This is a genomic window from Pseudomonas sp. SIMBA_067, from assembly GCF_046534675.1.
Lineage (GTDB): Bacteria > Pseudomonadota > Gammaproteobacteria > Pseudomonadales > Pseudomonadaceae > Aquipseudomonas > Aquipseudomonas putida.
Map to the genome: position 1 here is coordinate 85,583 of NZ_JAWRYH010000003.1, position 25,448 is coordinate 111,030.

The following is a 25,448-nucleotide window of genomic DNA, read 5'->3' on the forward strand; positions in this document are numbered from 1 at the left end:
CTTGATGGGTCAAGAGGGCTTACCCGGCCAGCGCTCATGGGCTTCGCGCGCCAACCGCAACAGCAATGCCCGCTCGCTGCGATCGTAATCAGTCCTCAGTGCTTCACAGCGCTGAAGGAATTCGCTTTCGTTGATCACTTGTTCATCCACCTGAGCCTGCAAGGCCTCCATGCGCTCGTGCAGTGGTTGCACCAAGTCTTCAAAGCGCTGCGCATAAAACTCCCGCGCGTATCGCCCCCAGAAAGGCCGCTGCGCCAACGCTGCAATCAAGGCATCGGTCGTTTCATTCTGCAACACCGTGTCCTGCGCTCGCAGCAGGTCACTGGTGCTGATGTTTGCAAAACCGGGAAAATGCATTTCGTCGATCTCGATGGGCAGGCCCAGCGGGTGGGCCAGCCGCTGCCGATAGAAAAGCCTGGTCTCGATCTCATCGATGAGTGGGGCGTGCTCGGCACGCATGCGCTGCACGTGCAGCGTCGCCAGGCGGTCGACCTCGTCCAGTCGAAACAACCCGCGCCCAAGGTTCAGCAAACGGGCTTCGATCTGGTTGCCATGGCTATCTTCGACGGCACGCACTACCAGAACGCCAAGCTCCATCTGCTCCAGCAAAATCAGTAACCGGTCTATACAGCTGCGTGGGCCAGAGGCCTCGAGAAACAACTGTTGGCGCAACCGTTCGTGCTGTTCGCATGCTTCCAGAATCCGCCAGATCCGGCTGCGATAATGCCCAGGGTGCTGTTCGAAGTCCTCGGTAATGGCGAAGTCCGCCAAAAACTGGAACAACCCTCCCGACTCCGGTTCCCCACGCAGCGCTGTCCATATTGCTTGCTGGCGATCACGTTCACTGTCGCCTGCACGGTTGGCCCAGTTGTCGAAGAGATCGCTGTCGATTGCACGGTGGCGCGCGGACGCTGACCCCCAACTTCCCGGCGTCACACCGCGCGCCTCATCCAGCAGCAATCTGTCAGCTTCGCTCAGTGGATTGTCATGCAAGGACAAATGGTTCACCTGCAAGCGCAACTGGTGCAACTCCTGGCGCAGTGCGCGGATGTTGTTGTTACGCAAGTCCACATGGGCACGAAACGAAATCCGCTCAGGCAACGCTTCCAGGTTCGCAGCGCGCAGGTTGACTTCACGCAGATTGCCGAGGCGAGTGAGGACCGGCGCCCTTCCCAGCGGGTTGTGGCTCAGGTCCAGGTGCCGCAGGGCGGCACTCCCGGCCAGACGCAATTCACCGGCCTCGTCCATCACCAGCCTGTTGCGGCTCAGGTTCAAATGGCGCAGATGGGACAACCGTTCAATGCCCTGAGGAACAGCAGTCAAGCGATTGCCGGACAGGTCGAGCTCAACCAGATTGGGAAAGCGCCGAAGAAAATCCTGATTGATTTCACCAAGGCCCAGGTCGCTGAGGATCAGCCGTCGCACATGAACAAAGCTCACCCCCTCCGGTAAATGGGGCAGGCTACCGATACGCTCCCCGGTGATGATCAGCGCGTGGTCCCCGGCCTCGTCGGTTATCTTGCGCCGCCAACTGCGCCTTATGGCAGTAGCGACCCGGCGGCGGCGTAGAACCTCCAGCGGGTTACTGGCGTCCCTACGCCACTGACGCAGGCCTTCACGCAGGCGCGTGAGCTGATCCATGAGCTGGCCATAGTGCTCCCACAACCCGACCCGCCGTTCCATGAGGTCGAGCAGGTAGGCTTGCAGTTCCCCGTCAGTCATTGTCGGAAACACTTGGTGAATACCCCGGCCAATGGCACGTCGGCTGCTTTCACCTCGCCCACTCAAGACATAACCGATACGCCCATCCCCCAAACGGCCCGGGGGGCGCAGGCCCACGCCCAGCCGGGGCATGCCACAGAGCTCGGCCGCCTGGGTACGGTCGCTGGCAGCGGCCTCGATCAGCAACGTGCCCAAGGCGTCAGGACTGGCAGCTGCGTCGCCAAGATCGGCTGTCTGCGTCTCATCCAGAGCAGCCAACAACGCCGCAAGATATGAACCGGTCGTGTTTTGGCCGGCATAGTGGTAGCCGTCGCTGCGGCGTACGATACACCGTACGTCCTGCGCAGCCTCGGCGCCCATGCCGGCCAAGTACCGCCCACCCGGGCTACCGTCGCGCACTTCGATGCGTAAGTCGTCCGGCCAATTCACTTGACGCTTCAGTAAGCCCAAGGCCAGGCGTTCAGTGTCGGGATTGACGCAACGCGGCAGACGCAAGCCAGCGCATGCCCTGTCCAGACGGCTCTCGCGCAGTGACCACCGTGCACGCTCGGCCACCGCCAAAGGAATCCGCTGCATGGCGCTGAGAGTATCGAGCTGCGCCCCGCTGCAGTGCTGCAGCAGCTCATGCGTACAGCGTGCCGACAGGCCTGGGAAAGTACGCTGCAACAGCCGCTCGATGCCGTTGGGCCGTACTTGCCGGGCAGCAACGTGTTGCGCCAGTTGTGGTGCGCTGAAGTCCGGGTGGCGCTCATGTGCCTGATAAAGCTCCAGGGCATCGAGCAACCGTGCAGGTGCGCCCGTGTGTTCGACATGCAAACGGCGAACCTGTGCTTCACTCAGCCCAGTCACCTGCAGCAGGTAATCACAAGCCTGCGCCGGTAGCTCTGCCAGCGGTGTACTCAAGCGGCGGACCAGATTGGCCCGCCCTTCCCAGCTCTGGGGAGCTTCGAGTTCATGACGCCAGCCGCCGGCTCCGTTCTGTTCGATCACCGGCCGGTAGGCACTGGGACGGCGAGGGTGCAGGATCCTGGAGCGGCCATCGTGCGGATCCTCCATCACCCTGTAACCCCCCTCATCAAGGTGCCAGAGCCATTCCTGCGCGCCGACGCCACGCAACGGTTGGGCATCGTAACCTGACAGATCCGTGGCCATGAGCTTGACCTTGCCAGCAGCGTGGCGCACCGGCGCCAAGTCATCCACGAAGGCCACACGCTCCAGGGCGCGCAGGGCGATGTGGCTGCCGGCGGCGATCATCCCGCCTACCACAACGTTTTCGGCAACGTCGAACAGGTGGTTCAACGCCCCTTCGCGATCCCCGATGCGCCAATCTTGGTACCCTTCATACACTTCATCAGCCAGCTGTACCGCATTGGCCACCAGCAACACTTCACCCAGCACTGGCACGAAGAACCCCGCCACGTTCAGCAAGTCCATACCCAGTTCTTTGTAGCCCCGCATGCGCGCTTCGCGGTCTTCATCATCCTCGACATCGGTGGGCACGGCGAGCACTTTGGCGTCGTCCCTGACCTTGGCGATGAATTGCCGGCGCAGGTGTGCGAACGGCGCATCAGTGATCGTTGCAGAACGAGCGTCAAGTTCAACCCCGGCCGCATGCGCCTGTGCGACCCGTTCGTTCAATACGCGATAGAAATTGACCCGCTCTCGCTCGGTAATGAAGCGTGCGAAAAAGCGCCGATATGCCGGCTTGCGAAAACGTTTTCCGAGGTAGGTGTCGAGTGCGTCCCAGCTGACGTGTTGGGAGACAGGCTCAAGTGGGTCACCGGGTATCCAAAGCACCACCGACTCTACTGCGCCATCCGCCGAAGGGCGCATTTCCAGCGTCAGTACACCTTGAATGGGGCGGCCCAGCAGGTACAACTGTCGGGGTACAACAGTGCCAACCAGCACAGGCACCACCGGTTTTTCGGCGATAAGGGGCAACAGCAACCAATACGTGCGCTCGTCAATTTCGCCTTTGAACGCAGCAACCCGCATCGCCACCTCGAAATTGGCCCTGAAACTCCCCTCGAACTGCCCGTGCAAGCGAGCGATGGCCTGGCCCGGCTCATCCTGGGGGCCATCCTCAGGCTGCAGGTGCTGGGTGAGCAACGCCTGATACTTGCCACCGGCATCTATTTCACGACACGCCGAGGCAAACGCATGGAAGCTCATTGGCAGGCGTTTGCCGTCGCCATCGACCAGTTCACCCTTGAGCATGTGCCCGGGGCGCGTCTCCTTGCGATGATAGTTATGCAGCGCCGCCGCCAGCAAAGATCGCCCGGAGCGACGAACATAGGTTGGCCGCAGCAGAACAGGCGAAGCGCTGGGCAGCAATAACCGCTGCGAGATCCGCACCTTGCAACCAGTCACATCCGGGTTGCTGATGCCGCTCTTGCGCAGTTTGGTTGTGAGCAATTCAGCTGCGTAGTCCTGCAGTGAAGGGATGGCCTGAAGGATCGGGCCGAGCCGAGCCTCGCAGTTCGCCTGTCGGCGCAAAGCACTACGTAACGCATCGAGCCTTTCCGGTTGCGCATGATCGACGAGCCATCGGGGCAGGTTTTGGGCAATCAGGCTATCGATGGAATCGTGCGGGGGCTGGGGCGGTGACATCTGCGGAGCTCTCCAGGCAAAGTGGACAGCTCACCACGCCTGAGCCCGAACCGGGCAATGCATAGTTACAGCAAGCACTTTCATGGAAGGTGTCGCAGCACCATACGTTCGGATAACCGAACGGTAAAAATGAATTCATTCGGTCAAACGAACTCTGCAGGGAGCTCTAGTCTGTCAAGCGCGAGCAATACAGGTGGTTTAGGGTCGACGCATGGCTTGGCACGAGTCATGCTCTACACTTGGAAGCCGAATGCACTCGCTTCTTGCTGTATTCGTTGAACGAAAGAGTCCGCCAACGGCTCCATAAAAAAAACAAACACGTCGAGGAAAATTTGATGCGTATCGTTCGTCAATTGCTGGGCGCCGCCATCGCGGCCGCTGTGATCGCTTCGCCGGCCATGGCCGAAGAACTGACTGGCACCCTGAAGAAGATCAAGGAATCGGGCACCATCACCCTGGGCCACCGCGACTCCTCCATCCCGTTTTCCTACCTGGCCGGCAAACCCGAGCCCGTGGGCTACTCGCATGACATCCAGCTGGCTGTCGTCGACGCCCTGAAGAAGCAACTGGGTACGGACATCAAGGTCCGTTACAACCTGGTCACCTCCCAGACCCGCATCCCGCTGGTGCAGAACGGCACCGTCGACCTTGAGTGCGGTTCCACCACCAACAACGTCGAGCGCCAGCAGCAAGTCGGTTTCTCGGTCGGCATCTTCGAAGTCGGCACCCGCCTGTTGACCAAGGTCAAGGACGGTGCGCCTGCATACAAAGACTTCCCGGACCTGGCCGGCAAGAACGTGGTGACCACCGCCGGTACCACCTCCGAGCGCATCCTCAAGGCGATGAACGCCGACAAGCAGATGAAGATGAACGTGATTTCCGCCAAGGACCACGGTGAAGCCTTCAACATGCTCGAAAGCGGCCGCGCCGTGGCCTTCATGATGGACGACGCGCTGTTGGCCGGTGAAATGGCCAAGGCGCGCAAGCCATCCGACTGGGTCATCACCGGTACCCCGCAATCGTACGAAATCTACGGCTGCATGGTGCGCAAGGAAGATGCTGCGTTCAAGAAAGCGGTCGATGACGCCATCGTGGGCTACTTCAAGTCGGGCGAGGTCAACAAGAGCTACGACAAGTGGTTCAATCAGCCGATCCCGCCAAAAGGCCTGAACCTGCAGTTCCCGATGAGCGACGAGCTGAAAAAGCTGATCGCCGAGCCGACCGACAAGGCTGCGGACGAGAAGAAGTCCTGATCCTCAGATAGTGGCCTGGTGCTCAACAGCACGAATCAATTCTGCAGGCCACTCATTAGTGTCTAACCTTTCATCCGAGGGCGCCAAGCGCCCCCGGATGCTCGAAGGTGCCCGTGAAACAACCGTCTGAGGGGAAATCCCGATGAATTACAACTGGGACTGGGGCGTGTTCTTCAAGTCCACCGGCGTGGGCAGCGAAACCTATCTGGACTGGTACATCACCGGCCTGGGCTGGACCATCGCCATCGCCATCACCGCCTGGATCATTGCGCTGCTGCTGGGGTCACTCCTCGGTGTCATGCGTACCGTGCCGAACCGCCTGGTATCGGGCATCGCTACCGCCTACGTGGAACTGTTCCGCAACGTGCCACTGCTGGTGCAGCTGTTCATCTGGTACTTCCTGGTACCGGACCTGCTGCCGGAAGGCTTGCAGGAATGGTTCAAGCAGGACCTCAACCCGACCACCTCGGCGCTGATCAGCGTGGTCGTCTGCCTGGGCCTGTTCACCGCCGCCCGCGTCTGCGAACAGGTGCGTACCGGTATTCAGGCGCTGCCCAAAGGCCAGGAAGCCGCCGCGCGTGCCATGGGGTTCAGCCTCCCGCAAATCTATAACAACGTGCTGCTGCCGCAGGCTTACCGGATCATCATTCCGCCGCTCACCTCCGAGTTCCTCAACGTCTTCAAGAACTCCTCGGTGGCGTCGCTGATCGGCCTGATGGAGCTGCTGGCGCAGACCAAGCAGACCGCCGAGTTCTCCGCCAACCTGTTCGAGGCGTTCACCCTGGCCACGCTGATCTACTTCACCCTGAACATGGGCCTGATGCTGCTGATGCGCATGGTCGAGAAGAAAGTCGCCGTGCCTGGCCTGATTTCCGTGGGGGGCAAGTAAATGGACATGGATTTCAGCGAAATCATCCCGGCCCTGCCTGCCCTGTGGGAAGGCATGGTCATGACCCTGCAGCTGATGGTCATGGGCGTTGTCGGTGGTATTGCACTGGGCACCCTCCTGGCCCTGATGCGCCTGTCGTCGAGCAAGCTGCTGTCACGTGTGGCAGGGGCCTACGTCAACTACTTCCGCTCGATCCCGCTGCTGCTTGTAATTACCTGGTTCTACCTGGCGGTGCCGTTCGTGCTGCGCTGGATTACCGGCGAAGACACGCCAGTGGGTGCGTTCACGTCTTGCGTGGTGGCCTTCATGATGTTCGAGGCCGCGTACTTCTGCGAAATCGTGCGTGCTGGCGTGCAGTCGATTTCCAAAGGCCAGATGGGCGCCGCGCAGGCGCTGGGCATGAACTACGCGCAAACCATGCGCCTGATCATCCTGCCCCAGGCCTTCCGCAAGATGACCCCGCTGCTGCTGCAGCAAAGCATCATCCTGTTCCAGGACACCTCGCTGGTGTACACCGTGGGCCTGGTGGACTTCCTCAACTCGGCACGTTCCAACGGCGATATCATCGGGCGCTCCCATGAGTTCCTGATCTTCGCCGGCGTCGTCTACTTCATCATCAGCTTCTCCGCTTCGTGGCTGGTCAAGCGCCTGCAAAAAAGGATCACCGTATGATTTCCATCAAGAACGTCAACAAGTGGTACGGCGACTTCCAGGTACTGACCGATTGCAACACCGAGGTCAAGAAAGGTGAAGTGGTGGTAGTCTGCGGCCCGTCGGGCTCGGGCAAGTCCACCCTGATCAAATGCGTCAACGCGCTGGAGCCGTTCCAGAAGGGCGACATCGTGGTCGACGGCACGTCGATCTCCGACCCGAAAACCAACCTGCCGAAGCTGCGTTCGCGGGTGGGCATGGTGTTCCAGCACTTCGAACTGTTCCCGCACCTGACCATCACCGAGAACCTGACCATCGCGCAGATCAAGGTACTGGGCCGGAGCAAGGAAGAAGCCACCAAGAAGGGCCTCGCCCTGCTTGAGCGGGTGGGCTTGTCAGCGCATGCGCACAAGCACCCTGGCCAGCTTTCCGGCGGCCAGCAGCAGCGAGTGGCCATCGCCCGTGCGCTGTCAATGGACCCGATCGTCATGCTGTTCGACGAACCCACCTCGGCACTGGACCCGGAAATGGTCAGCGAGGTGCTGGACGTAATGGTGCAACTGGCCCACGAAGGCATGACCATGATGTGCGTGACCCATGAAATGGGCTTTGCCCGCAAGGTCGCCAACCGGGTCATCTTCATGGACAAGGGCAGCATCATCGAAGACTGCACCAAGGAAGAGTTCTTCGGCGATCAGAGTGCCCGCGACCAGCGCACCCAGCACTTCCTCAGCAAGATCCTGCAGCACTGATCCGGCCACAGCATCCGCTGCCACGGGACCCACCGGGCAGCGGATGCTGGTCGTGACAAGGCCACTGTGATGAAATGCGACCCCTCGCTACTTCGCCCTGCCAAGCCTGCCGTGAAATCCCGTCTGATCCGTCAATTGCTGTTACCGCCACTGATCATCCTGCTGATGGTCGGCTTAGGGCTGGCTGGCTACCTGATCAGCGAGAGCAACGGCATCCGCACCCTCAGCGAAAACGGCGAACGCCAGCTGGAGCTGCATGCGCGCACGGTCGAAAGCGAAATCAGCAAATACACCTACCTGCCGAGCCTGCTGGAGCTGGAAGACAGTGTCTCGCACCTGCTCACCGACCCGGACGGCGGCTCCCGCCAGGCGGTCAACGAATACCTCGAAGGCCTGAACAGGCGCAGCCGCAGCCGCGCCATTTTCGTCCTCGATACCAATGGCCGGGTACAGGCCACCAGCAACTGGCGCGACGCTGACTCGTTCCTCGGTGAAGACCTGTCGTTCCGCGCCTACTTCCAGACGGCTGTGCGCGGCGAGCCCGGGCGTTTCTACGGCATCGGCAGCACCACGGGCGAGGCCGGCTATTACCTGGCCCATGGGCTTGAAGAGCACGGCAAGATCATTGGCGTGGCAGTGATCAAGGTGCGCCTGGACACCCTCGAAGAGCGCTGGCAGCGTGCCCGCCTGGAGGCGTTCGTCAGCGACGAAAACGGCATCATCATCCTTTCCAGTGACCCGGCCCGGCGCCTGAAATCGGTGCGCCCGCTGACCCCGCAAATCAAGGAGCGCCTGGCGCGCAGCCTGCAATACTACTGGTGGCCGCTTAACGAACTGCAGCCACTGGCCCGGGAAACCCTGGCCGATGGCGTGGAAAAACTGACCTTCCCGGCAAACAGCGAAACTGCCCAGGGCAAGCCGCACGAAGTCGCCTACCTGGCCCAGACCCGGCGCCTGGCCGACACGCCTTGGCACTTTACCCTGCTGACCCCGCTGCAGGACCTGCGCCGCGAATCCATGGTGCAGGGCATCCTGGTGGGCGTGGCATTTGCCTTGCTGGCAATACTCGGCATTGCCTGGAACGAGCGACGCAAGGTCATCGCCACTCGCTTGGCGGCCCGCGAGGCCCTTGAGGAAGCCAACAGCCAGCTGGAACGGCGCATTGCCGAACGCACGGCAGACCTGCGCGCCAGCAACGAACGCCTGAAAGGCCAGATTCGCGAGCGCCGGCATGCCGAGCAGACCTTGCGCCAAGCCCAGGATGAGCTGGTGCAGGCTGGCAAGCTGGCCGCCATCGGGCAGATGTCCACCAGCATTGCCCATGAGCTGAACCAGCCGCTGGCCGCGCTGCGCACGTTGTCTGGCAACACCGTGCGCTTCCTCGAACGCGGGGCACTGGAAACCGCCAGCACCAACCTGCGCACCATGAACGACCTGATCGACCGCATGGGGCGTATCACCGCCAGCCTGCGCTCGTTCGCCCGGCGTGGTGACGACAGCGGCCAGGCCTCGCTGGCCAAGGCAGTTGAAGCCACCTTGCAGGTGCTGGCCAACCGCATCAGCGCCTGCCATTTGCAGTTGCACCACCAGTTCGAGGACCAGCAACTGGCCATCGACCAAACCCGCCTGGAGCAGATCCTGGTCAACCTGATCGGCAACGCCCTCGATGCCATGGCCGCGCAACCGTTGCCCGAGCTGTGGCTGGAAGGCGAGCTGCAAGGCGACAAGTACCGCCTGCAGGTGCGCGACAATGGCCACGGCATCGACGCCGAGGCGCGCAAGCACCTGTTCGAACCGTTCTTCACCACCAAACCGGGCGAACATGGCCTGGGCCTGGGCCTGACCCTGTCGGCGAGCCTTGCCGCCGCCGCCAAGGGCAGCCTCAACGTCGAGCACCCCGTCACCGGCGGCACGGCCTTCGTCCTGGCCCTGCCCCTGGTCTCCCCCCCTAGCGAATCGGCAGAGCACCCATGAACCAAGCGCCTCTTACCGTCCTGATCGTCGAAGACGACCCGCATGTGCTGCTCGGCTGCCAGCAGGCCCTGGCCCTGGAGGATATCGCCTGTGAAGGCGTGGGCAGCGCCGAACAAGCGCTGGAACGCATCGGCGACGATTTCGCCGGCATCGTCGTCAGCGATATCCGCCTGCCGGGCATCGATGGCCTGGAGCTGCTCAACCGCCTGAAGGCCCGTGACCGCAGCCTGCCGGTGGTGTTGATCACCGGCCACGGTGATATCGACATGGCGGTCGGCGCCATGCGTAATGGTGCCTACGACTTCATGGAAAAACCGTTCTCCCCCGAGCGCCTGGTCGACGTGGTGCGCCGCGCCCTCGAACATCGCGGGCTGTCGCGCGAAGTGGTGGCCCTGCGCCGCCAACTGGCCGAGCAGAGCAGCCTGGAGGGGCGCATCATCGGTCGTTCGTCGGCCATGGAACACTTGCGCGAACTGATTGCCAACGTCGCCGATACGTCGGCCAACGTGCTGATCGAAGGCGAGACCGGCACCGGCAAGGAACTGGTCGCCCGCTGCCTGCACGATTTCAGCCGGCGCCAGGGCCAGCCCTTTGTCGCGCTGAACTGTGGCGGCCTGCCGGAGAACCTGTTCGAAAGCGAAATTTTCGGCCACGAGGCCAACGCGTTCACCGGCGCCGGCAAACGCCGTATCGGCAAGATCGAACACGCCAATGGTGGCACGCTGTTCCTCGATGAAGTGGAGAGCATGCCGATCAACCTGCAGATCAAGCTGCTGCGCGTACTGCAGGAACGCACGCTGGAGCGGCTAGGTTCGAACCAAAGCATCCCGGTGGACTGCCGGGTAATCGCCGCGACCAAAGCCGACCTCGACAGCATGGGCCAGAGCGGCCAGTTCCGCAGCGACCTGTACTACCGCCTGAACGTGGTGACCCTCGAGCTGCCCCCCCTGCGCGAGCGCCGCGAAGACATCACGCAGCTGTTCGAGCACTTCCTCCAGCAGTCCGCACTGCGCTTCGACCGTGAAGCACCGGCGCTGGACAGCCAGATCCTCTCACGCCTGATGGCCCACGACTGGCCGGGCAACGTGCGCGAGTTGCGCAACGTGGCTGAACGCCATGCCCTTGGCCTGCCAGCCTTCAAGAAAGGCCCCAGCGGCGGCGCCAGCCAGGGCCTGGGCTTTGCCGAAGCGGTGGAAGCATTCGAACGCAACCTGCTCGGCGATGCCCTGCAACGCACGGGGGGCAACCTGAGCCAGGCCAGCCAGGAGCTGGGCATGGCCAAGACCACGCTGTTCGACAAAGTGAAAAAGTACGGCCTCGGCTGACCTCAACCTGAACTGGAAAGACAACGTGGATCTGGTATTCAAAGCTGCCTTGGGCGCTGGCGTGGTGCTGCTGCTGGCGGTGCTTTCGAAGACGCGCAACTACTATATCGCCGGGCTGGTGCCGCTGTTTCCCACCTTTGCCCTGATTGCCCACTACATCGTTGGCAAGGGGCGCAGCATTGCCGACCTGAAGACCACCATCCTGTTCGGCATGTGGTCGATCATTCCGTATTTCGTGTACCTGGCGACCCTGTACGTGCTGGTCGACCGCCTGCGCCTGGAGGCGTCGTTGGCGCTGGCCACAGTAGCGTGGCTGATAGCCGCGACCGTGCTGGTGACCTTGTGGGTGCGGATGCACTGATCAAAATTCGCGCTGGCTTCTTCGCGGGCTTGCCCGCGAAGAAGCCAGCGCGGAGTCACAGCCCTGCGATGTGCTTGACCTCTTGCCTATGCGCCTGCAAATAAGGCAATACGGCCCCCAGCAGCGGCGCCTTGAACGGCTCCTGAAAGCGGTGCGCCAGCCCCGGTATCAGCCGCAGCTGGCTGCCTTGAATGTGCGCCGCCAGGTGCACACCGTGCATAACCGGCAACAACGGGTCGGCCGTGCCATGCACCACCAGGGTCGGCACACGAAGCTGATTCAAAAGCTCGACACGGCTCGGTTCGGCCAGTATCGCCATGATCTGGCGCTTGGCCCCGTCGGGGTTGAACGCCCGGTCATAGGCGACTGCCGCCTGGTGCAGCAACACAGCGCGGTTGTCCCGCACCTCGGGGCTGCCCAGGGCCGCCAGCAGGTCGGCCTGCTGCTCGATGGCCACTTCGCGGTTGGGCGCGCTGCGCCGGGCCAGCAACTGCACCAATGCCGGATCCGGCGCCGGCAGCCCAGCCGCCCCTGAACTGGACATGACCAAGGTCAGGCTGCGCACGCGCTCGGGTGCCACGGCCGCCAGATGCTGGGCGATCATGCCGCCCATGCTCACGCCCAGTACATGAAACTGGCGCACGCCCAGCGCGTCCATCAGGCGCAAGCCATCATCGGCCATGTCCGTCAGCGTATAGGGCGCCGCCACCGGCAGGCCCAGCTTATAACGTAACAGCTCGACCGTCAGGTTGGCCGACGGAGGCATCTGGTTCCAGCGCGACAGGCCAACATCGCGGTTGTCATAACGGATCACCCGAAAGCCCTGGCGGCACAAGGCCTCGACCACATCGTCCGGCCAATGGATCAGTTGCCCGCCCAGGCCCATGACCAGCAGCAAGGCCGGGTCACCAGGCGCCCCAACGCTCTGGTACACCAGGCTGACCGCACCCAGTTCGGCACGCTGCACCGGTACCTGGGCGTCACAACGCTGTTCGGCGAAACTCGCAGGTACGCTGAATATCAAGAAAAGAAAAAGCCAAAAAGCCCGCATGGAAGAAACACCAGAATGCAGATCCCCAGTAGAGCGCGAGTCTGATGAATTCTGTTCGGGCGCGCTGCCACAGTTCGGTGACAGTTTCATGACTCCCGCCAGGCGGTGCGGCCGAACGCCCAGTCGACAGCTGCGTCAACATGAGAGAAACTCAACTCATTCCCTGTTTCTTCAAACCTACACCCCGGAGTCAGCAGTGCTGGAGATCCGTCACCTGAAAACCCTTCATGCCCTGCGCGAAGCCGACAGCCTGGTGGAGGCCGCCGAACGCCTGCACCTGACCCAGTCGGCGCTGTCGCACCAGTTCAAGGAGCTGGAAGAGCGCTTGGGCCTGCCCATTTTCGTGCGCAAGACCAAGCCGATCCGCTTCACCAGCGCCGGGCTGCGCCTGCTGCAACTGGCCGATGCCACCCTGCCACTGCTGCGCGGCGCCGAGCGTGACATCGCACGCCTGGCCGGTGGCACTGCCGGGCGCCTGCACATGGCCATCGAATGCCACAGCTGCTTCCAGTGGCTGATGCCGACCATCGACCAGTTCCGCGATGCCTGGCCGGAAGTTGAGCTGGACCTGGCCTCCGGCTTTGCCTTCGCCCCCCTGCCAGCACTGGCCCGCGGTGACCTGGACCTGGTGGTGACCTCCGACCCGGTGGACCTGGCAGGCATCACGTACGTGCCGCTGTTCACCTACGAGGCAATGCTGGCAGTGGCCAACCAGCATGCGCTGGCCAGCAAGCCCTACATCGTGCCACAAGACTTGCTTGACCAGACGCTGATCACCTACCCGGTGGAGCGCGACCGCCTGGACATCTTCACCCGCTTCCTGGAGCCGGCCGACATTGAGCCGGCCGCCGTACGCACCTCGGAGCTGACGGTAATGATGATGCAGCTGGTAGCCAGCGGCCGTGGGGTATGCGGCATGCCGCACTGGGCACTGCACGAGTACAGCTCGCGCGGCTATGTGAAGGGCAAACGCCTGGGTGAGAAAGGCCTGTTCGCCACCCTTTATGCCGCCGTGCGCACCGACATGCTCGATGCGCCTTACATGCGCGACTTTTTGCTGACCGCCAAAGACACCTCGTTCGCCACCCTCGATGGGGTCAGCGCGGTGCGTTGAGTGCCTGGCGGTACAGCGGCAGGATCAGGTCGCGGGTCAGCGGCGCCAGTTGCATGACGGGCGCCTGGTCAGCGGCCAGCCAGACAACCTCTTCGATCTCCGCAGCCGGGACCACGGCTGCGGCGCTGTCGACACGGAACAGCTCGGCCTGCACTTCGAAGCCTGGCTCGTTGGCGGCTGGGGCACTGAACTGGCCCAGGTGCACGGCCTGGGCCGGGTCGATGTGCAAGCCCAGCTCCTCGTGCAACTCGCGCACCAGTGCCTGCACCGGCGTTTCACCGGCATCGATCTTGCCGCCTGGCTGCATGAAAGCGCCGGTGCCGCGCTTGCGCACCAGCAGGGTTCGGCCCTGAGGGTCGATCAGCAGGGCGGCGGCGATGCGGATTATGTTCGGCATGGATCAGCTCACTTAATAAATCAAAGAAGATATCGCCTGCGCCGGCTCTATCGCCGGCGCAGGCAACATAGCATCCGCGACGAACGGCCTCTTGCCAACCCGCCGCATACCCTCCATAACCAACACATGAACCTGCCCGCCAAACACCACCCGGTGCTCGAGCTGTTCCATCCTGCCGTGCGCACCTGGTTCCGTCGCCATTTCGCCACGGTCACTGAAGCCCAGGCACAAGCCTGGCCGCTGATCCACGCCGGCCAGTCGATGCTGCTCGCCGCGCCGACTGGCTCGGGCAAAACCCTCAGTGCTTTCCTGGCGGTGCTCGACGAACTGTTCCGTGAAGGCCTGGAGCACCAAGGCGAACTGCCCGCGCAAACCCAGGTGATCTACGTTTCGCCGCTGAAGGCCTTGTCCAACGACATCCGCCTCAACCTGCAAGCCCCGCTCGAAGGCATCAGCCAGGCCCTCGCAGACCAAGGCCTGAAAGCCCCACGCATCACCACGGCCGTACGCACGGGCGACACGCCTCAAAAGGAACGTGCCGCCATGCGCAAGCTGGCCCCGCACATTCTGGTGACAACCCCCGAATCGCTGTACGTGTTGATGGGCTCTGCTTCAGGCCGTGAAGGCCTGGGTAACGTGCATACGGTAATCGTCGACGAAATCCACGCCCTGGCCGGCAACAAGCGGGGCGCCCATCTGGCGCTGACGTTGGAACGCCTGCAAGCCTTGTGCAAACGGCCACTGCGGCGCATCGGGCTGTCCGCCACACAACGCCCGGTCGAGCGGGTGGCAGAGTTTCTGGCCGGCAGCGGGCGCCCCTGCGCCATCGTCGATGTAGGCCATGCGCGCCAGCGCGATCTGGCCATCGAAGTGCCGCCGGTGCCACTGGGCGCGGTGATGGCCAACGATGTCTGGGGCCTGGTCTACGACCGCTTGGCGACCCTGGCGCGCGAACACCGCACCACGCTGGTATTCGTCAACACCCGGCGCCTTGCCGAGCGCATCACCCGTCACCTCAGCGACCGGCTGGGCAAGGAGGCGGTAGCCGCGCACCATGGCAGCCTGTCCAAGGAGTTGCGCCTGAACGCAGAACAGCGGCTCAAGAGCGGCCATTTGCAGGTGCTGGTAGCCACCGCTTCGCTGGAGCTGGGCATTGATATTGGCGATATCGACCTGGTGTGCCAAATCGCCTCGCCGGGTTCGATTGCCGCCTTCCTGCAACGGGTTGGCCGCGCCGGCCACCAGGTTGACGGTGTGCCTAAGGGGCGCCTGTTCCCCACCTCACGCGATGACCTGATCGAATGCGTGGCCCTGCTGGACTGCGTGCGCCAAGGCGAACTGGACGAGTTGCACATACCCCGGGCACCGCTGGACGTACTGGCCCAGCAGATTGTCGCCGAAGCCAGCAACCAGGACTGGCACGAACAAGCCCTGTTCGACTGCCTGCGCCAGGCCACCCCCTATGCCGAGCTCGACCAGCGCCACTACCAGGCGCTGCTCACCATGCTCGCCGAGGGCTATAACGGCCGCCAGGGCATCCGCAGCGCCTATTTGCACCGCGATGCGGTCAGCGGCACGCTGCGCGGCCGTCGCGGCAGCCAACTGACGGCGCTGACCAGCGGCGGCACCATCCCTGACAACGCCGACTACACCGTGCTGCTGGAACCGCAGGCGCTGAACATCGGCAGCGTCAATGAAGACTTTGCCGTGGAGAGCATTGCCGGCGATATCTTCCAGCTGGGCAACGCCTCTTATCGCATCCTGCGCGTCGAGCCGGGCCGCGTACGGGTGGAAGATGCCCATGGCCTGCCGCCGACCATTCCGTTCTGGCTGGGTGAAGCGCCGGGGCGCAGTGACGAGCTGTCTGCCGCCGTAGCCCGGCTGCAGGCGAGAATCGACCAGCAACTGGATCAGGCTGACGGCGACAGGCTGAAGGTACTCGCCTGGGTGCAGGCTACCTTTGAACTGGGCGAAGACAGCGCCAGCCAGTTGCTCGACTATCTGGCCCGCACCCGCGAGGTGCTTGGCGCCCTGCCTTCGCAGGACACGCTGGTGATGGAGCGCTTTTTCGATGAGTCGGGCGGGACCCAGCTGATCATCCATTCACCCTACGGCAGCCGCATCAACCGCGCGTGGGGCCTTGCCTTGCGCAAGCGCTTCTGCCGCACCTTCAACTTCGAGCTGCAGGCTGCCGCCAGCGAAGATGCCATCGTACTTTCACTGTCGACCAGCCACAGCTTCGAGCTGGACGAGGTGTGGCGTTACCTGAACAGCCGCAGCGCCGAGCCGATCCTCGTCCAGGCCCTGCTGGATGCACCGCTGTTTGGCGTGCGCTGGCGCTGGAACGCTGGCGTGGCCATGGCGCTGCCACGCTTCGTGGGCGGGCGCAAGGTAGCGCCGCAGATCCAGCGCATGAAGAGCGAAGACCTGGTGGCCGCCGTGTTCCCAGACCAGATCGCCTGCCTGGAGAACATTGCCGGCGAACGGCAGATACCCGATCACCCGTTGGTCGAACAAACACTCGACGACTGCCTGCACGAGGCGATGGACAGCGAAGGTTGGCTGGCCCTGTTGCGACGCATGGAAAGCGGGGCGGTACGCCTGCTGTGCCGCGACCTGCCCGCCCCTTCGCCACTGGCGTCGGCCATTCTCAACGCCAGGCCGTACGCTTTTCTGGACGATGCCCCGCTGGAAGAACGGCGCACCCAGGCTGTGCTCAACCGACGCTGGAGCGAAGTGCGCAGTGGCGACGACCTAGGCGCCCTGGACGCTGATGCCATTGCCGCCGTCGCGGCCGAGGCCTGGCCGCAACCGGGCAATGCCGACGAAATGCACGAAGCGCTGATGGGCCTGGGCGCGATCAGCCAAGCTGAAGTGCAAGGCAATGCCAGCTGGGACCTGCTGCTCAGGCAACTGGCCAAGAACGGGCGGGCCTTGCGCCTGGCGGACGAAAAACTGTGGTTGGCGCGTGAGCGACTGGGCCTGCTGAGGGTGCTGTATTCGGATGCTCTACTGGAGCCTGCGTTGCAGGTGTTGCCAGGGTTTGATCAGGCCATCGACCCGGACCTTGCCCTGGGTGAACTGTTACGTGCCCGCCTGAGTGGCCATGGCCCCAGGACCGCGACACAGATTGCGGCACCGCTTGGCAAGCCGTTGCAAGCAATCGAACAGGCGCTGGCCCGCCTGGAAGCCGAAGGCTATGTGCTGCGCGGGCATTTCAGCCCTGGTGCCACCGACCTGCAATGGTGCGAACGCCATTTGCTGGCGCGCATTCACCGCTACACGGTCAAGCGCCTGCGCCGCGAGATCGAACCGGTCAGCCTGCAGGACTTCATGCGCTTTCTGTTCGACTGGCAGCACCTGGCGCCCGACGAGCATCTGCGTGGCCCGCAGGCGGTGGCCGAAGTACTGGGCCAGTTGCAGGGGTTCCCCAGCGCCGCCGGTGCGTGGGAGGCGGAACTGCTGCCTTCGCGCATCAAAGACTACAGCCCGCACTGGCTGGACGATGCCTGCCGCAGCGGCCAGTTCGCCTGGAGCCGGCTGGCGGCAACGGTGGCGAGCAGCACCCTATCGAGTACCCCAGTGGTGCTGCTGCCGCGCGACCAGCTGAACACATGGCGCAGCCTGGCGCCCGCACCAACGGTGGATGCCCTTGGCCTGCGTGCGCAACGTGTGTACGAAGCGCTGAAAACCCAGGGGGCGCTGTTCTTCGATGAACTGGCGCAGGAGGCGCACCTGCTGCCCACCGAACTGGAAACCGCGCTGCAGGAACTGGTGGGCTCGGGCCTGGTCGGCGCTGACAGTTTCACCGGCTTGCGCAGCCTGATCACGCCTGCGGCCAAGCGCAGTTCACGTAATAGCCGCCGAGGTCACCCGCCGCTTTCCAGCAGCATGGCGCATGCCGGGCGCTGGGCACTGCTGCGCCGCAGCGATACGCCGCCGGATCACGACCAGCGCCTGGAGGACGTTGCTCGCACCCTGCTGCGCCGCTATGGGGTGATCTGCTGGCGGCTGCTTGAGCGCGAGAGTGATGTGCTGCCGCCCTGGCGTGAACTGCTGCGCTGCTATCACCGGCTGGAGGCGCGTGGCGAGATCCGTGGCGGGCGCTTCATTGCCGGGCTGGCGGGTGAACAGTTCGCCTTGCCGGAGGCGGTGGGGTTGCTGCGGCAGGTGCGCCGCCGCGACCCGGACGGGACGTTGCTGGTAGTGAGTGCCAGTGACCCGCTGAACCTGATCGGCTCGTTGCTGCCCGGGGCGAAAGTGCCGGCGGTGGGTGGTAACCGCTTGTTGTATCGCGACGGGGTACCGGTGGCGGTACGGGTGGCCGGGCGTTACACGTATCTGGTCGAGGCGCCCGCACAAGAGCAGGAAATCTGGCACCGGAAGCTACTGCGCAACACGCTCTGAAAAGCAGCACCATCACTCAGGCTACCGCATAAACCTGTAGGAGCAGCCTTGTGCTGCGGAGAGGCCGGTAAGGCGGAAGATTGTCTTTGGCTGCAATGGCCTCTTCGCAGCACAAGGCTGCTCCTACAGGATAAGTGCCACGGCGCAGGTCTTGCCCGATTCGAGAATGATTTTCGCTACCCCGATTTTAATTTGCAGGGCCCTGCAACTTGGCTATGGTCGGGGTTTGCCCACCAGGCCCTGAGCCTGACCGCGCCATCGCAAGGACCCTGTATGAGCCTGTCACTTCTCAGTCGCTACGCCTTCTTCGCCGCCTGTGTACTGTTCACCCTGGCGAGCTTGCCCTTCACCCACCACGAATGGCTGTGGCCGTTCACCCTGACCACTGGCATCCTCAGCCTGATCGGCCTGTTCGACCTGCTGCAGCAACGCCATGCCGTACGTCGCAACTACCCGATCCTGGGCAACATCCGCTATCTGGTCGAGGCCATTCGCCCGGAAATCCGCCAGTACCTGCTGGAGTCCGACAGCGACGCCCTGCCATTCTCCCGCGCCCAGCGTTCGCTGGTGTATGCCCGGGCGAAGAACGAAGCCTCGGACAAACCGTTCGGCACCCTGATCGACGTGTACGAGTCCGGCTTCGAGTTCATCGGCCATTCCATGCGCCCGGCGCCGCTGGTCGACCCGGCCAGCTTCCGCGTCATTGTCGGCGGGCCGCAGTGCAGCCAGCCGTACTCGGCCTCGATCTTCAACATTTCGGCCATGAGCTTCGGCTCGCTCAGCGCCAATGCCATCCGCGCCCTCAACCAGGGCGCCAAGCTGGGCAACTTCCACCATGACACCGGCGAAGGCAGCATCAGCCCCTATCACCGCGAGCATGGTGGCGACCTGGTCTGGGAGCTGGGCAGCGGCTACTTCGGTTGCCGCACGGCGGACGGGCGCTTCGACCCCGAACGTTTCGCCGCCCAGGCGCGCAGCCCACAGGTGCGCATGATCGAAATCAAGATGAGCCAGGGCGCCAAGCCTGGGCACGGCGGCATCCTGCCCAAACACAAGGTCACCCAGGAAATCGCCGAGACCCGCGGCGTGCTGATGGGCGAAGACTGCATTTCGCCGTCGCGCCACAGCGCTTTCTCCACGCCGATCGAGATGATGCAGTTCATTGCCCAGCTGCGTGAGCTGTCCGGCGGCAAACCGGTCGGCTTCAAATTCTGCCTGGGCCACCCGTGGGAGTTCATGGGCATCGCCAAGGCCATGCTGGAAACCGGCATCCTGCCCGACTTCATCGTCGTCGATGGCAAGGAAGGCGGTACCGGCGCCGCACCGGTGGAGTTCACCGACCATATCGGCGTACCGCTGCGCGAAGGCCTGCTGTTTGTGCACAACACGCTGGTTGGCCTGAACCTGCGTGACAAGATCAAGCTAGGGGCCAGCGGCAAGATCGTCAGCGCCTTCGACATCGCCAGCGTGCTGGCCATCGGTGCCGACTGGGCCAACTCGGCGCGCGGCTTCATGTTCGCCATTGGCTGCATCCAGTCGCAGAGCTGCCACACCAACAAGTGCCCGACCGGCGTGGCCACGCAAGACCCGCTGCGCCAGCGCGCCCTGGTGGTGCCGGACAAGGCCCAACGGGTGCTGAACTTTCACCACAACACCTTGCGTGCCCTGGCCGAAATGCTGGCGGCGGCGGGCCTGGAGCACCCTGCGCAGCTGGAGGCCAAGCACCTGGTGCGGCGCGTCTCGGCCACCGAGATCAAGCTGTTCTCGCAGATGCATGTGTTCTTGAAGCCGGGGGAGTTGCTGACCGGCGAGGTGGATGGGCAATTCTATTCGCGCATGTGGCAGCTCGCCCGGGCCGACAGCTTTGAGCCGCACAGCGAAGTGGCGGCCTGATAGAGCCCTGGGGCCGCAAAGCGGCCCCAGAGGTTTCAGATCAGGAAGCAGTACTGGCTACACCTTGCACGTCTTTCGGCGCCAGACGGAACGCGTAGTACAGCACCGTCAGCAGCACCAGGAACGCCGGGCCGATGTACAGGGCCACACGGGTATCCTCGAAGTACGCCATCAAGCCAACCACCAGCACCAGGAAACCCAGCGCCAGGTATGAGCTCAGCGGCCACAGCCACATGCGGTACTTCAGCGCCTTGCGCTCGGCGGTAGTCAGGCCGGCACGGAACTTGAGCTGCGCCAGCAGGATCATCACCCAGGTCCAGATCGCACCGAAGGTGGCAATCGACGTGACCCACACAAACACCTTTTCCGGCACCAGGTAGTTGGCCAGCACGCCCAGCAGCAGCGCGCCAATCGACAGCAGCAGCGCATTGCGCGGTACGCCGTTTTTCGAGGTGCGGGCGAAGGCCGCCGGGGCCTGGCCGTTCTGCGCCAGGCTGTAGAGCATGCGCCCGGTGCTGAAGATGCCGCCGTTGCACGACGACAGCGCCGCGGTGATGACCACGAAGTTGATGATGCCGGCGGCGGTCTTGATGCCAAGGCGCTCGAAGGTCATGACGAACGGGCTGCCCTGGCTGCCGATTTCGTTCCACGGGTAGATCGACAGGATCACGAACAACGCGCCGACGTAGAACAACAAGATGCGCCAGAACACCGAGCCAATGGCCTGCGGGATGGTCTTTTGCGGGTTGCGTGCTTCGCCGGCGGTGAGGCCGATCATTTCCACACCCAGGTAGGCGAACATCACCATCTGCAGCGACATCAGCACGCCGGTCACGCCATTGGGCATGAAACCGCCGTTGCTCCACAGATTGGAGATACCCAACGCCACACCGTCATTGCCGAAGCCGAAGGCAATGACGCCGATGCCGCCAAGGACCATGGCGATGATGGTGACGATCTTGATCAGGGCGAACCAGAACTCGAATTCGCCAAAGGCCTTAACCGCCACCAGGTTGACCGCGCCCATGCTGCCCAAGGCCGCCAGGGCCCAGATCCAGCGCGGTACGTCGGGGAACCAGATGCCCATGTAGATGGCCACTGCGGTGATTTCGGCAACGCAGGTCACCAGCCACAGGAACCAGTAGTTCCAGCCGGTGAGAAAGCCCGCCAGCGGGCCGAGGTAGTCTTGGGCGTAGCGGCTGAACGACCCGGCGACCGGGTTATGCACGGCCATTTCGCCAAGGGCGCGCATGATCACCAGGATGGCCAGGCCACCGATGATGTAGGACAGCATGATGGCAGGGCCGGCCATTTCGATGGCTTTGGCCGAACCGAGGAAAAGACCGACGCCGATACAGGCGCCCAGCGCCATCAGGCGGATGTGCCGTTCGCCCAGTTCACGCTTGAGCGGGCCGCCTTCATTGGCCTGGCCATGGGCAGAGTGGTTGCCGACTGGCATAGCAATACAACCTCATTTTGTTATTGGATTTGACCTTCGTGCAGCACCGGCCATGCCGATAGGCGTGACGTAGGCTTGCCAGGCTGGCCTCGTGGGCCGGCCCGTGTGCCGGGGTAGAGCGCCCGGCGGGGCGAAGGGGCCGAGCAGTATAGGAAGACCGTTGCAGGGAATTTCGCTGTATATACAGGAATAATCAGCAAGTTTTCTGGCGGGTGCAGCGGCCCTGAAAGCTGCCCCGGCACCATAGCAACATCTCCGTATCAAGAAACCCACACCAAAGCCGCATATCCCTACCCCGCTTTTCTCCACCTCCTACAAAATTTTCACCTCACCCGCTCAACGTCTAAGCTTCAGTCAAGCAAGACGAAAACACCTGGCCGGATTGAAGACTATGGGCGCACTGTGGCAATCGGAACCAAGCAGAACGGAAGCACCCGAGATACCTCCGGCCGAGACGCCACAACCGAAGTCCCCCCGTCAGCGTCGGCTATGGTGGCGGCTGATCATCCTCATCCTGCTGGTGGCGCTGGTGGCCATCGGCTTCGCTGCATATGACGAATTCCGCACCTCCGAACTGCAATCACGCGAGTTCAGCAAACTGGCCGGTACCCTGACCTACTCGCTGGAGCCCGGCCCTAGTGATGCAATCATCTACCCCGGTGACGGGCCGTTCGACAGACGCCTTGGCTACAGTGCCCTGGGCGAATTCCTGCCACGCCTGCTCAAGCGCGACTACCTCATCACTGAGCAGGTAAAGTTCTCACCCGCGCTGATGAACTACGTCGATCATGGGCTGTTCGCACCCTATATCGAGAAGATTCAGGCCGGCCTGTCGATCACCGACTGCCGCGGCGACACGCTGTACCAGTACAACTACCCGCAGCACCTGTACCCGGACTTTGCCGCGATCCCGCCGGTGATGGTCAACAGCCTGCTGTTCATCGAGAACCGCGACCTGCTCGATACCCAGGACCCGCGCAACAATCCGGCCGTGGACTGGCCCCGCTTTGCCAAGGCCGCCTACAGCCAGGTGGCCAAGTACCTGGCTTTGCCCGGTCAGTCTGCGGGCGGTAGCACGTTGGCGACGCAGCTGGAAAAGTACCGCCACTCACCGGACGGCCTGACCGTGTCGGGTGCCGAGAAAATCCGCCAGATGATTTCTGCCAGCGTGCGTGCCTACCAGGGCGGCCCGGATACCACCGAAGCACGCCAGCGCATCGTGCGCGACTACCTCAACAGTGTGCCGCTGTCGGCCGTGCCTGGGCACGGCGAAGTGCACGGCATGGCCGAAGGCTTGCGGGTGTGGTATGGCGCCGACTTCGACCAGGTCAACCAGGCCCTGAATTCCACCGCCAGTGACGCTCAAAGCATGGCCGCACGCGGCCTTGCCCTGCGCCAGGTGCTGTCGCTGATGATTGCCCAGCGCCGCCCGTCCCACTACCTGACCAAGGGCCGGGTCGAGTTGGCCGAACTCACCGATTCGCACATCCGCGTGCTCGCCGCCAACAAAGTGATCGAGCAGCCACTGGCCGATGCCGCACTGGCCAGCAAGGCGGTCTATCGCGACTGGGTAGCGCAACCAACCATCGTGCCGATCGTTACCAACAAGGGCATCAGCCTGGCGCGCAACCGTCTGGCAGCCATGCTCAATCGCCCGCTGTACGACCTCGACCGCCTCGATGTGTCGGCCACCAGTACCCTGCAGGCCGACCTGCAACTGCAGGTCAGCCAGTACCTGAAGAACCTTGCCGACCCGGAATTTGCCGCGCAGATGGGGTTGATCGGCGAGCGCCTGCTCACCTCCAAGACCACCGACCAGGTCAGCTACAGCTTCACCCTGTTCGAGCGCACCGCCGACGGCTCGCGGGTGCGGGTGCAGACCGACAGCACCAACCAGCCTTTCGACATCAACGAGGGCAGCAAGCTGGAACTGGGCTCCACCGCCAAGTTGCGGGTGCTGACCACGTACCTGGAGATCATCGCCGAACTGCACGACAAGTACGCCGGCAAACCCGCTGCCGAGCTGAAGAAGGTCGATGTCGCCGAACTCGACCGCATCACCCAGTGGTCGCTGGAATGGCTGACGCAGAACAGCAAGAACCAGAGCCTGGACGCCATGCTCGACGCCGCGCTGGAGCGCAAGTACTCCGCCAATACCGGTGAAGCCTTCTTCACAGGCGGCGGCATGCACGTGTTCAACAACTTCCGCAAGGAAGACAACAGCCGCAACCCGACGCTCAAGGATGCGCTGCGCGAATCGATCAACCTGCCGTTCATTCGCCTGATGCGCGACCTGGTGCGCTACGTGACCTACCAGCAGCCGTACAACCGCGTGCCGCTGCTCAAGGACGACGCCGACCCTCGCCGCCAGGAATACCTGGCCCGCTTCGCCGACAAGGAAGGCACCAACTACCTGATGCGCTTCTGGAAGAAATACCAGCGCAAGACCTCGCAACAGCGCCTGGACACCTTCCTGGACAGCATGCGCGTGACCCCGCAGCGGCTGGCGGCGGTGCACCGCTACCTGTTCCCCGAAGCAGGCCAGGAAACTTTCAATGCCTTCGTACGTGCCCACATCAAGGGCGACAAAGCTGCCCTGGGCAAGCTGACTGACGGCCGTCTGTCAGAGATGTATGACGCCTATGGCCCGGGCAAATACGACCTGCCCGACCAAGGCTACATTGCCAAGGTCCACCCGCTCGACCTTTGGCTGCTCGGCTACCTGCTGAAGAACCCGAGCTCGACCTTGACCGAAATGGTCAACGCCAGCCGCTTCGAACGCCAGGAGGTGTACAGCTGGCTGTTCAAGAGCCGCCACCAAGGGGCCCGCGATAGCCGCATCCGCACCATGGTCGAGATCGAAGCCTTCCTCGACATCCACCAGCGCTGGAAACGCGTGGGCTATCCATTCGACCACCTAGTGCCCTCGCTGGCCACCGCCATCGGCAGTTCGGGCGACCGCCCCGCCGCCCTCTCCGAACTGGTCGGCATCATCCAGAACGACGGCATACGCCTGCCTACCTTGCGTATCGACACCCTGCACTTTGCAGCCAACACACCTTATGAAACCAAGTTGATCACCGACCCGGACCGGGGGGTGCGGATTCTGCCGGTGGAAGTGGCACGCGCACTCAAAGGCGCCATGTCGCAGGTGGTCGATGCAGGCACTGCGCGGCGTATTTCCGGCAGTTTCAAGCTGCAGGACGGCACGCCACTGGTGATGGGGGGCAAGACCGGTACCGGTGACAACCGCATCGAAAGCTTCGGCGCCGGCGGTCGGCTGATTGGCTCGCGCTCGCTGAACCGCACTGCCACCTTCGTGTTCTTCCTGGGCGACAACCACTTCGGCACCCTCACTGCCTTTGTGCCAGGGCGCTCGGCAGAAGCGTTCAAATTCACCTCGGCGCTGCCGGTGCAGGTGCTCAAGGGCATGGCCCCGATCCTCATGCCATACCTGCAGCCGGGCAATCCGAATGAATGCAAACCGCCGCAGGCTGCGGTACATACGCCACCGCCGGCAGGGAACGTATCGAATGACTAGATGATAATCATCTGCATTAAAGGGGTTGTCTTTAGATATATCTTGAGTA

The 25,448-nt window shown here is 63.1% G+C and carries 15 protein-coding genes; 11 read left to right on the forward strand and 4 right to left on the reverse strand.

Annotation, left to right across the window (positions count from 1 at the left end):
- Nucleotides 1–9: 9 nt before the first annotated feature.
- Nucleotides 10–4,332: an NEL-type E3 ubiquitin ligase domain-containing protein gene (locus SB765_RS08860; protein ID WP_410931209.1), complete on the reverse strand. Its 4,323-nt coding sequence runs from the start codon at nt 4,330–4,332 to the stop codon at nt 10–12.
- A 335-nt stretch (nt 4,333–4,667) separates the two neighbouring features.
- Here SB765_RS08860 and SB765_RS08865 point away from each other — a divergent pair, with 335 nt between their 5' ends.
- From SB765_RS08865 to SB765_RS08895, 7 genes are all read left to right on the forward strand, one after another.
- Complete coding sequence (locus tag SB765_RS08865; RefSeq protein ID WP_049276558.1) at nt 4,668–5,585, forward strand: glutamate/aspartate ABC transporter substrate-binding protein; 918 nt, start codon at nt 4,668–4,670, stop codon at nt 5,583–5,585.
- A gap of 142 nt (nt 5,586–5,727) precedes the next feature.
- A complete protein-coding gene (locus SB765_RS08870; RefSeq protein WP_016488794.1) occupies nt 5,728–6,474 on the forward strand; it encodes an amino acid ABC transporter permease in 747 nt (248 codons plus the stop codon).
- Nucleotides 6,475–7,146, forward strand: coding sequence for an amino acid ABC transporter permease (locus SB765_RS08875; RefSeq protein ID WP_284364132.1), 672 nt, complete (start codon nt 6,475–6,477; stop codon nt 7,144–7,146). It begins immediately after the preceding gene.
- Complete coding sequence (locus SB765_RS08880) at nt 7,143–7,877, forward strand: amino acid ABC transporter ATP-binding protein (protein ID WP_016498201.1); 735 nt, start codon at nt 7,143–7,145, stop codon at nt 7,875–7,877. Before SB765_RS08875 ends, SB765_RS08880 begins: the two co-directional genes overlap by 4 nt.
- Before the next feature lie 69 nt (nt 7,878–7,946).
- Nucleotides 7,947–9,851 carry an ATP-binding protein gene (locus tag SB765_RS08885; protein ID WP_341796628.1) on the forward strand — a complete coding sequence of 635 codons (1,905 nt, stop codon included), beginning with the start codon at nt 7,947–7,949 and terminating at the stop codon, nt 9,849–9,851.
- Nucleotides 9,848–11,176 carry a sigma-54-dependent transcriptional regulator gene (locus SB765_RS08890; RefSeq protein WP_016498199.1) on the forward strand — a complete coding sequence of 443 codons (1,329 nt, stop codon included), beginning with the start codon at nt 9,848–9,850 and terminating at the stop codon, nt 11,174–11,176. Before SB765_RS08885 ends, SB765_RS08890 begins: the two co-directional genes overlap by 4 nt.
- A 25-nt stretch (nt 11,177–11,201) precedes the next feature.
- Entirely contained in the window at nt 11,202–11,537 is a 336-nt protein-coding gene (locus SB765_RS08895) for a GlpM family protein (RefSeq protein ID WP_410910945.1), read from the forward strand.
- A 55-nt stretch (nt 11,538–11,592) separates the two neighbouring features.
- Here SB765_RS08895 and SB765_RS08900 read toward each other — a convergent pair whose 3' ends face one another.
- The gene (locus tag SB765_RS08900; RefSeq protein WP_410931210.1) at nt 11,593–12,588 is read right to left on the reverse strand and encodes an alpha/beta fold hydrolase; all 996 of its coding nucleotides are present in this window, start codon (nt 12,586–12,588) and stop codon (nt 11,593–11,595) included.
- Between the two features lie 196 nt (nt 12,589–12,784).
- On the opposite strand from SB765_RS08900, the gene metR reads away from it, so the two are divergent.
- Nucleotides 12,785–13,702, forward strand: a complete 918-nt coding sequence (gene metR / locus SB765_RS08905) for a transcriptional regulator MetR (RefSeq protein ID WP_410931211.1) — start codon at nt 12,785–12,787, stop codon at nt 13,700–13,702.
- Here the strand turns inward: metR and SB765_RS08910 are convergent.
- Entirely contained in the window at nt 13,686–14,099 is a 414-nt protein-coding gene (locus SB765_RS08910; RefSeq protein WP_049274817.1) for an NUDIX hydrolase, read from the reverse strand. The genes metR and SB765_RS08910 overlap by 17 nt on opposite strands.
- Before the next feature lie 126 nt (nt 14,100–14,225).
- Between SB765_RS08910 and SB765_RS08915 the strand changes: the two genes are divergently transcribed.
- Nucleotides 14,226–18,506, forward strand: a complete 4,281-nt coding sequence (locus SB765_RS08915) for a DEAD/DEAH box helicase (RefSeq protein ID WP_410910942.1) — start codon at nt 14,226–14,228, stop codon at nt 18,504–18,506.
- Nucleotides 18,507–18,779: 273 nt separating this feature from the next.
- Entirely contained in the window at nt 18,780–20,399 is a 1,620-nt protein-coding gene (locus tag SB765_RS08920) for an FMN-binding glutamate synthase family protein (protein WP_341796632.1), read from the forward strand.
- Nucleotides 20,400–20,439: 40 nt separating this feature from the next.
- On the opposite strand, the gene SB765_RS08925 is transcribed toward SB765_RS08920, so the two are convergent.
- Complete coding sequence (locus SB765_RS08925; RefSeq protein WP_016498193.1) at nt 20,440–21,858, reverse strand: amino acid permease; 1,419 nt, start codon at nt 21,856–21,858, stop codon at nt 20,440–20,442.
- A 391-nt stretch (nt 21,859–22,249) separates the two neighbouring features.
- Here SB765_RS08925 and SB765_RS08930 point away from each other — a divergent pair, with 391 nt between their 5' ends.
- Nucleotides 22,250–25,399: a transglycosylase domain-containing protein gene (locus SB765_RS08930; RefSeq protein ID WP_410931212.1), complete on the forward strand. Its 3,150-nt coding sequence runs from the start codon at nt 22,250–22,252 to the stop codon at nt 25,397–25,399.
- Nucleotides 25,400–25,448: the final 49 nt, after the last annotated feature.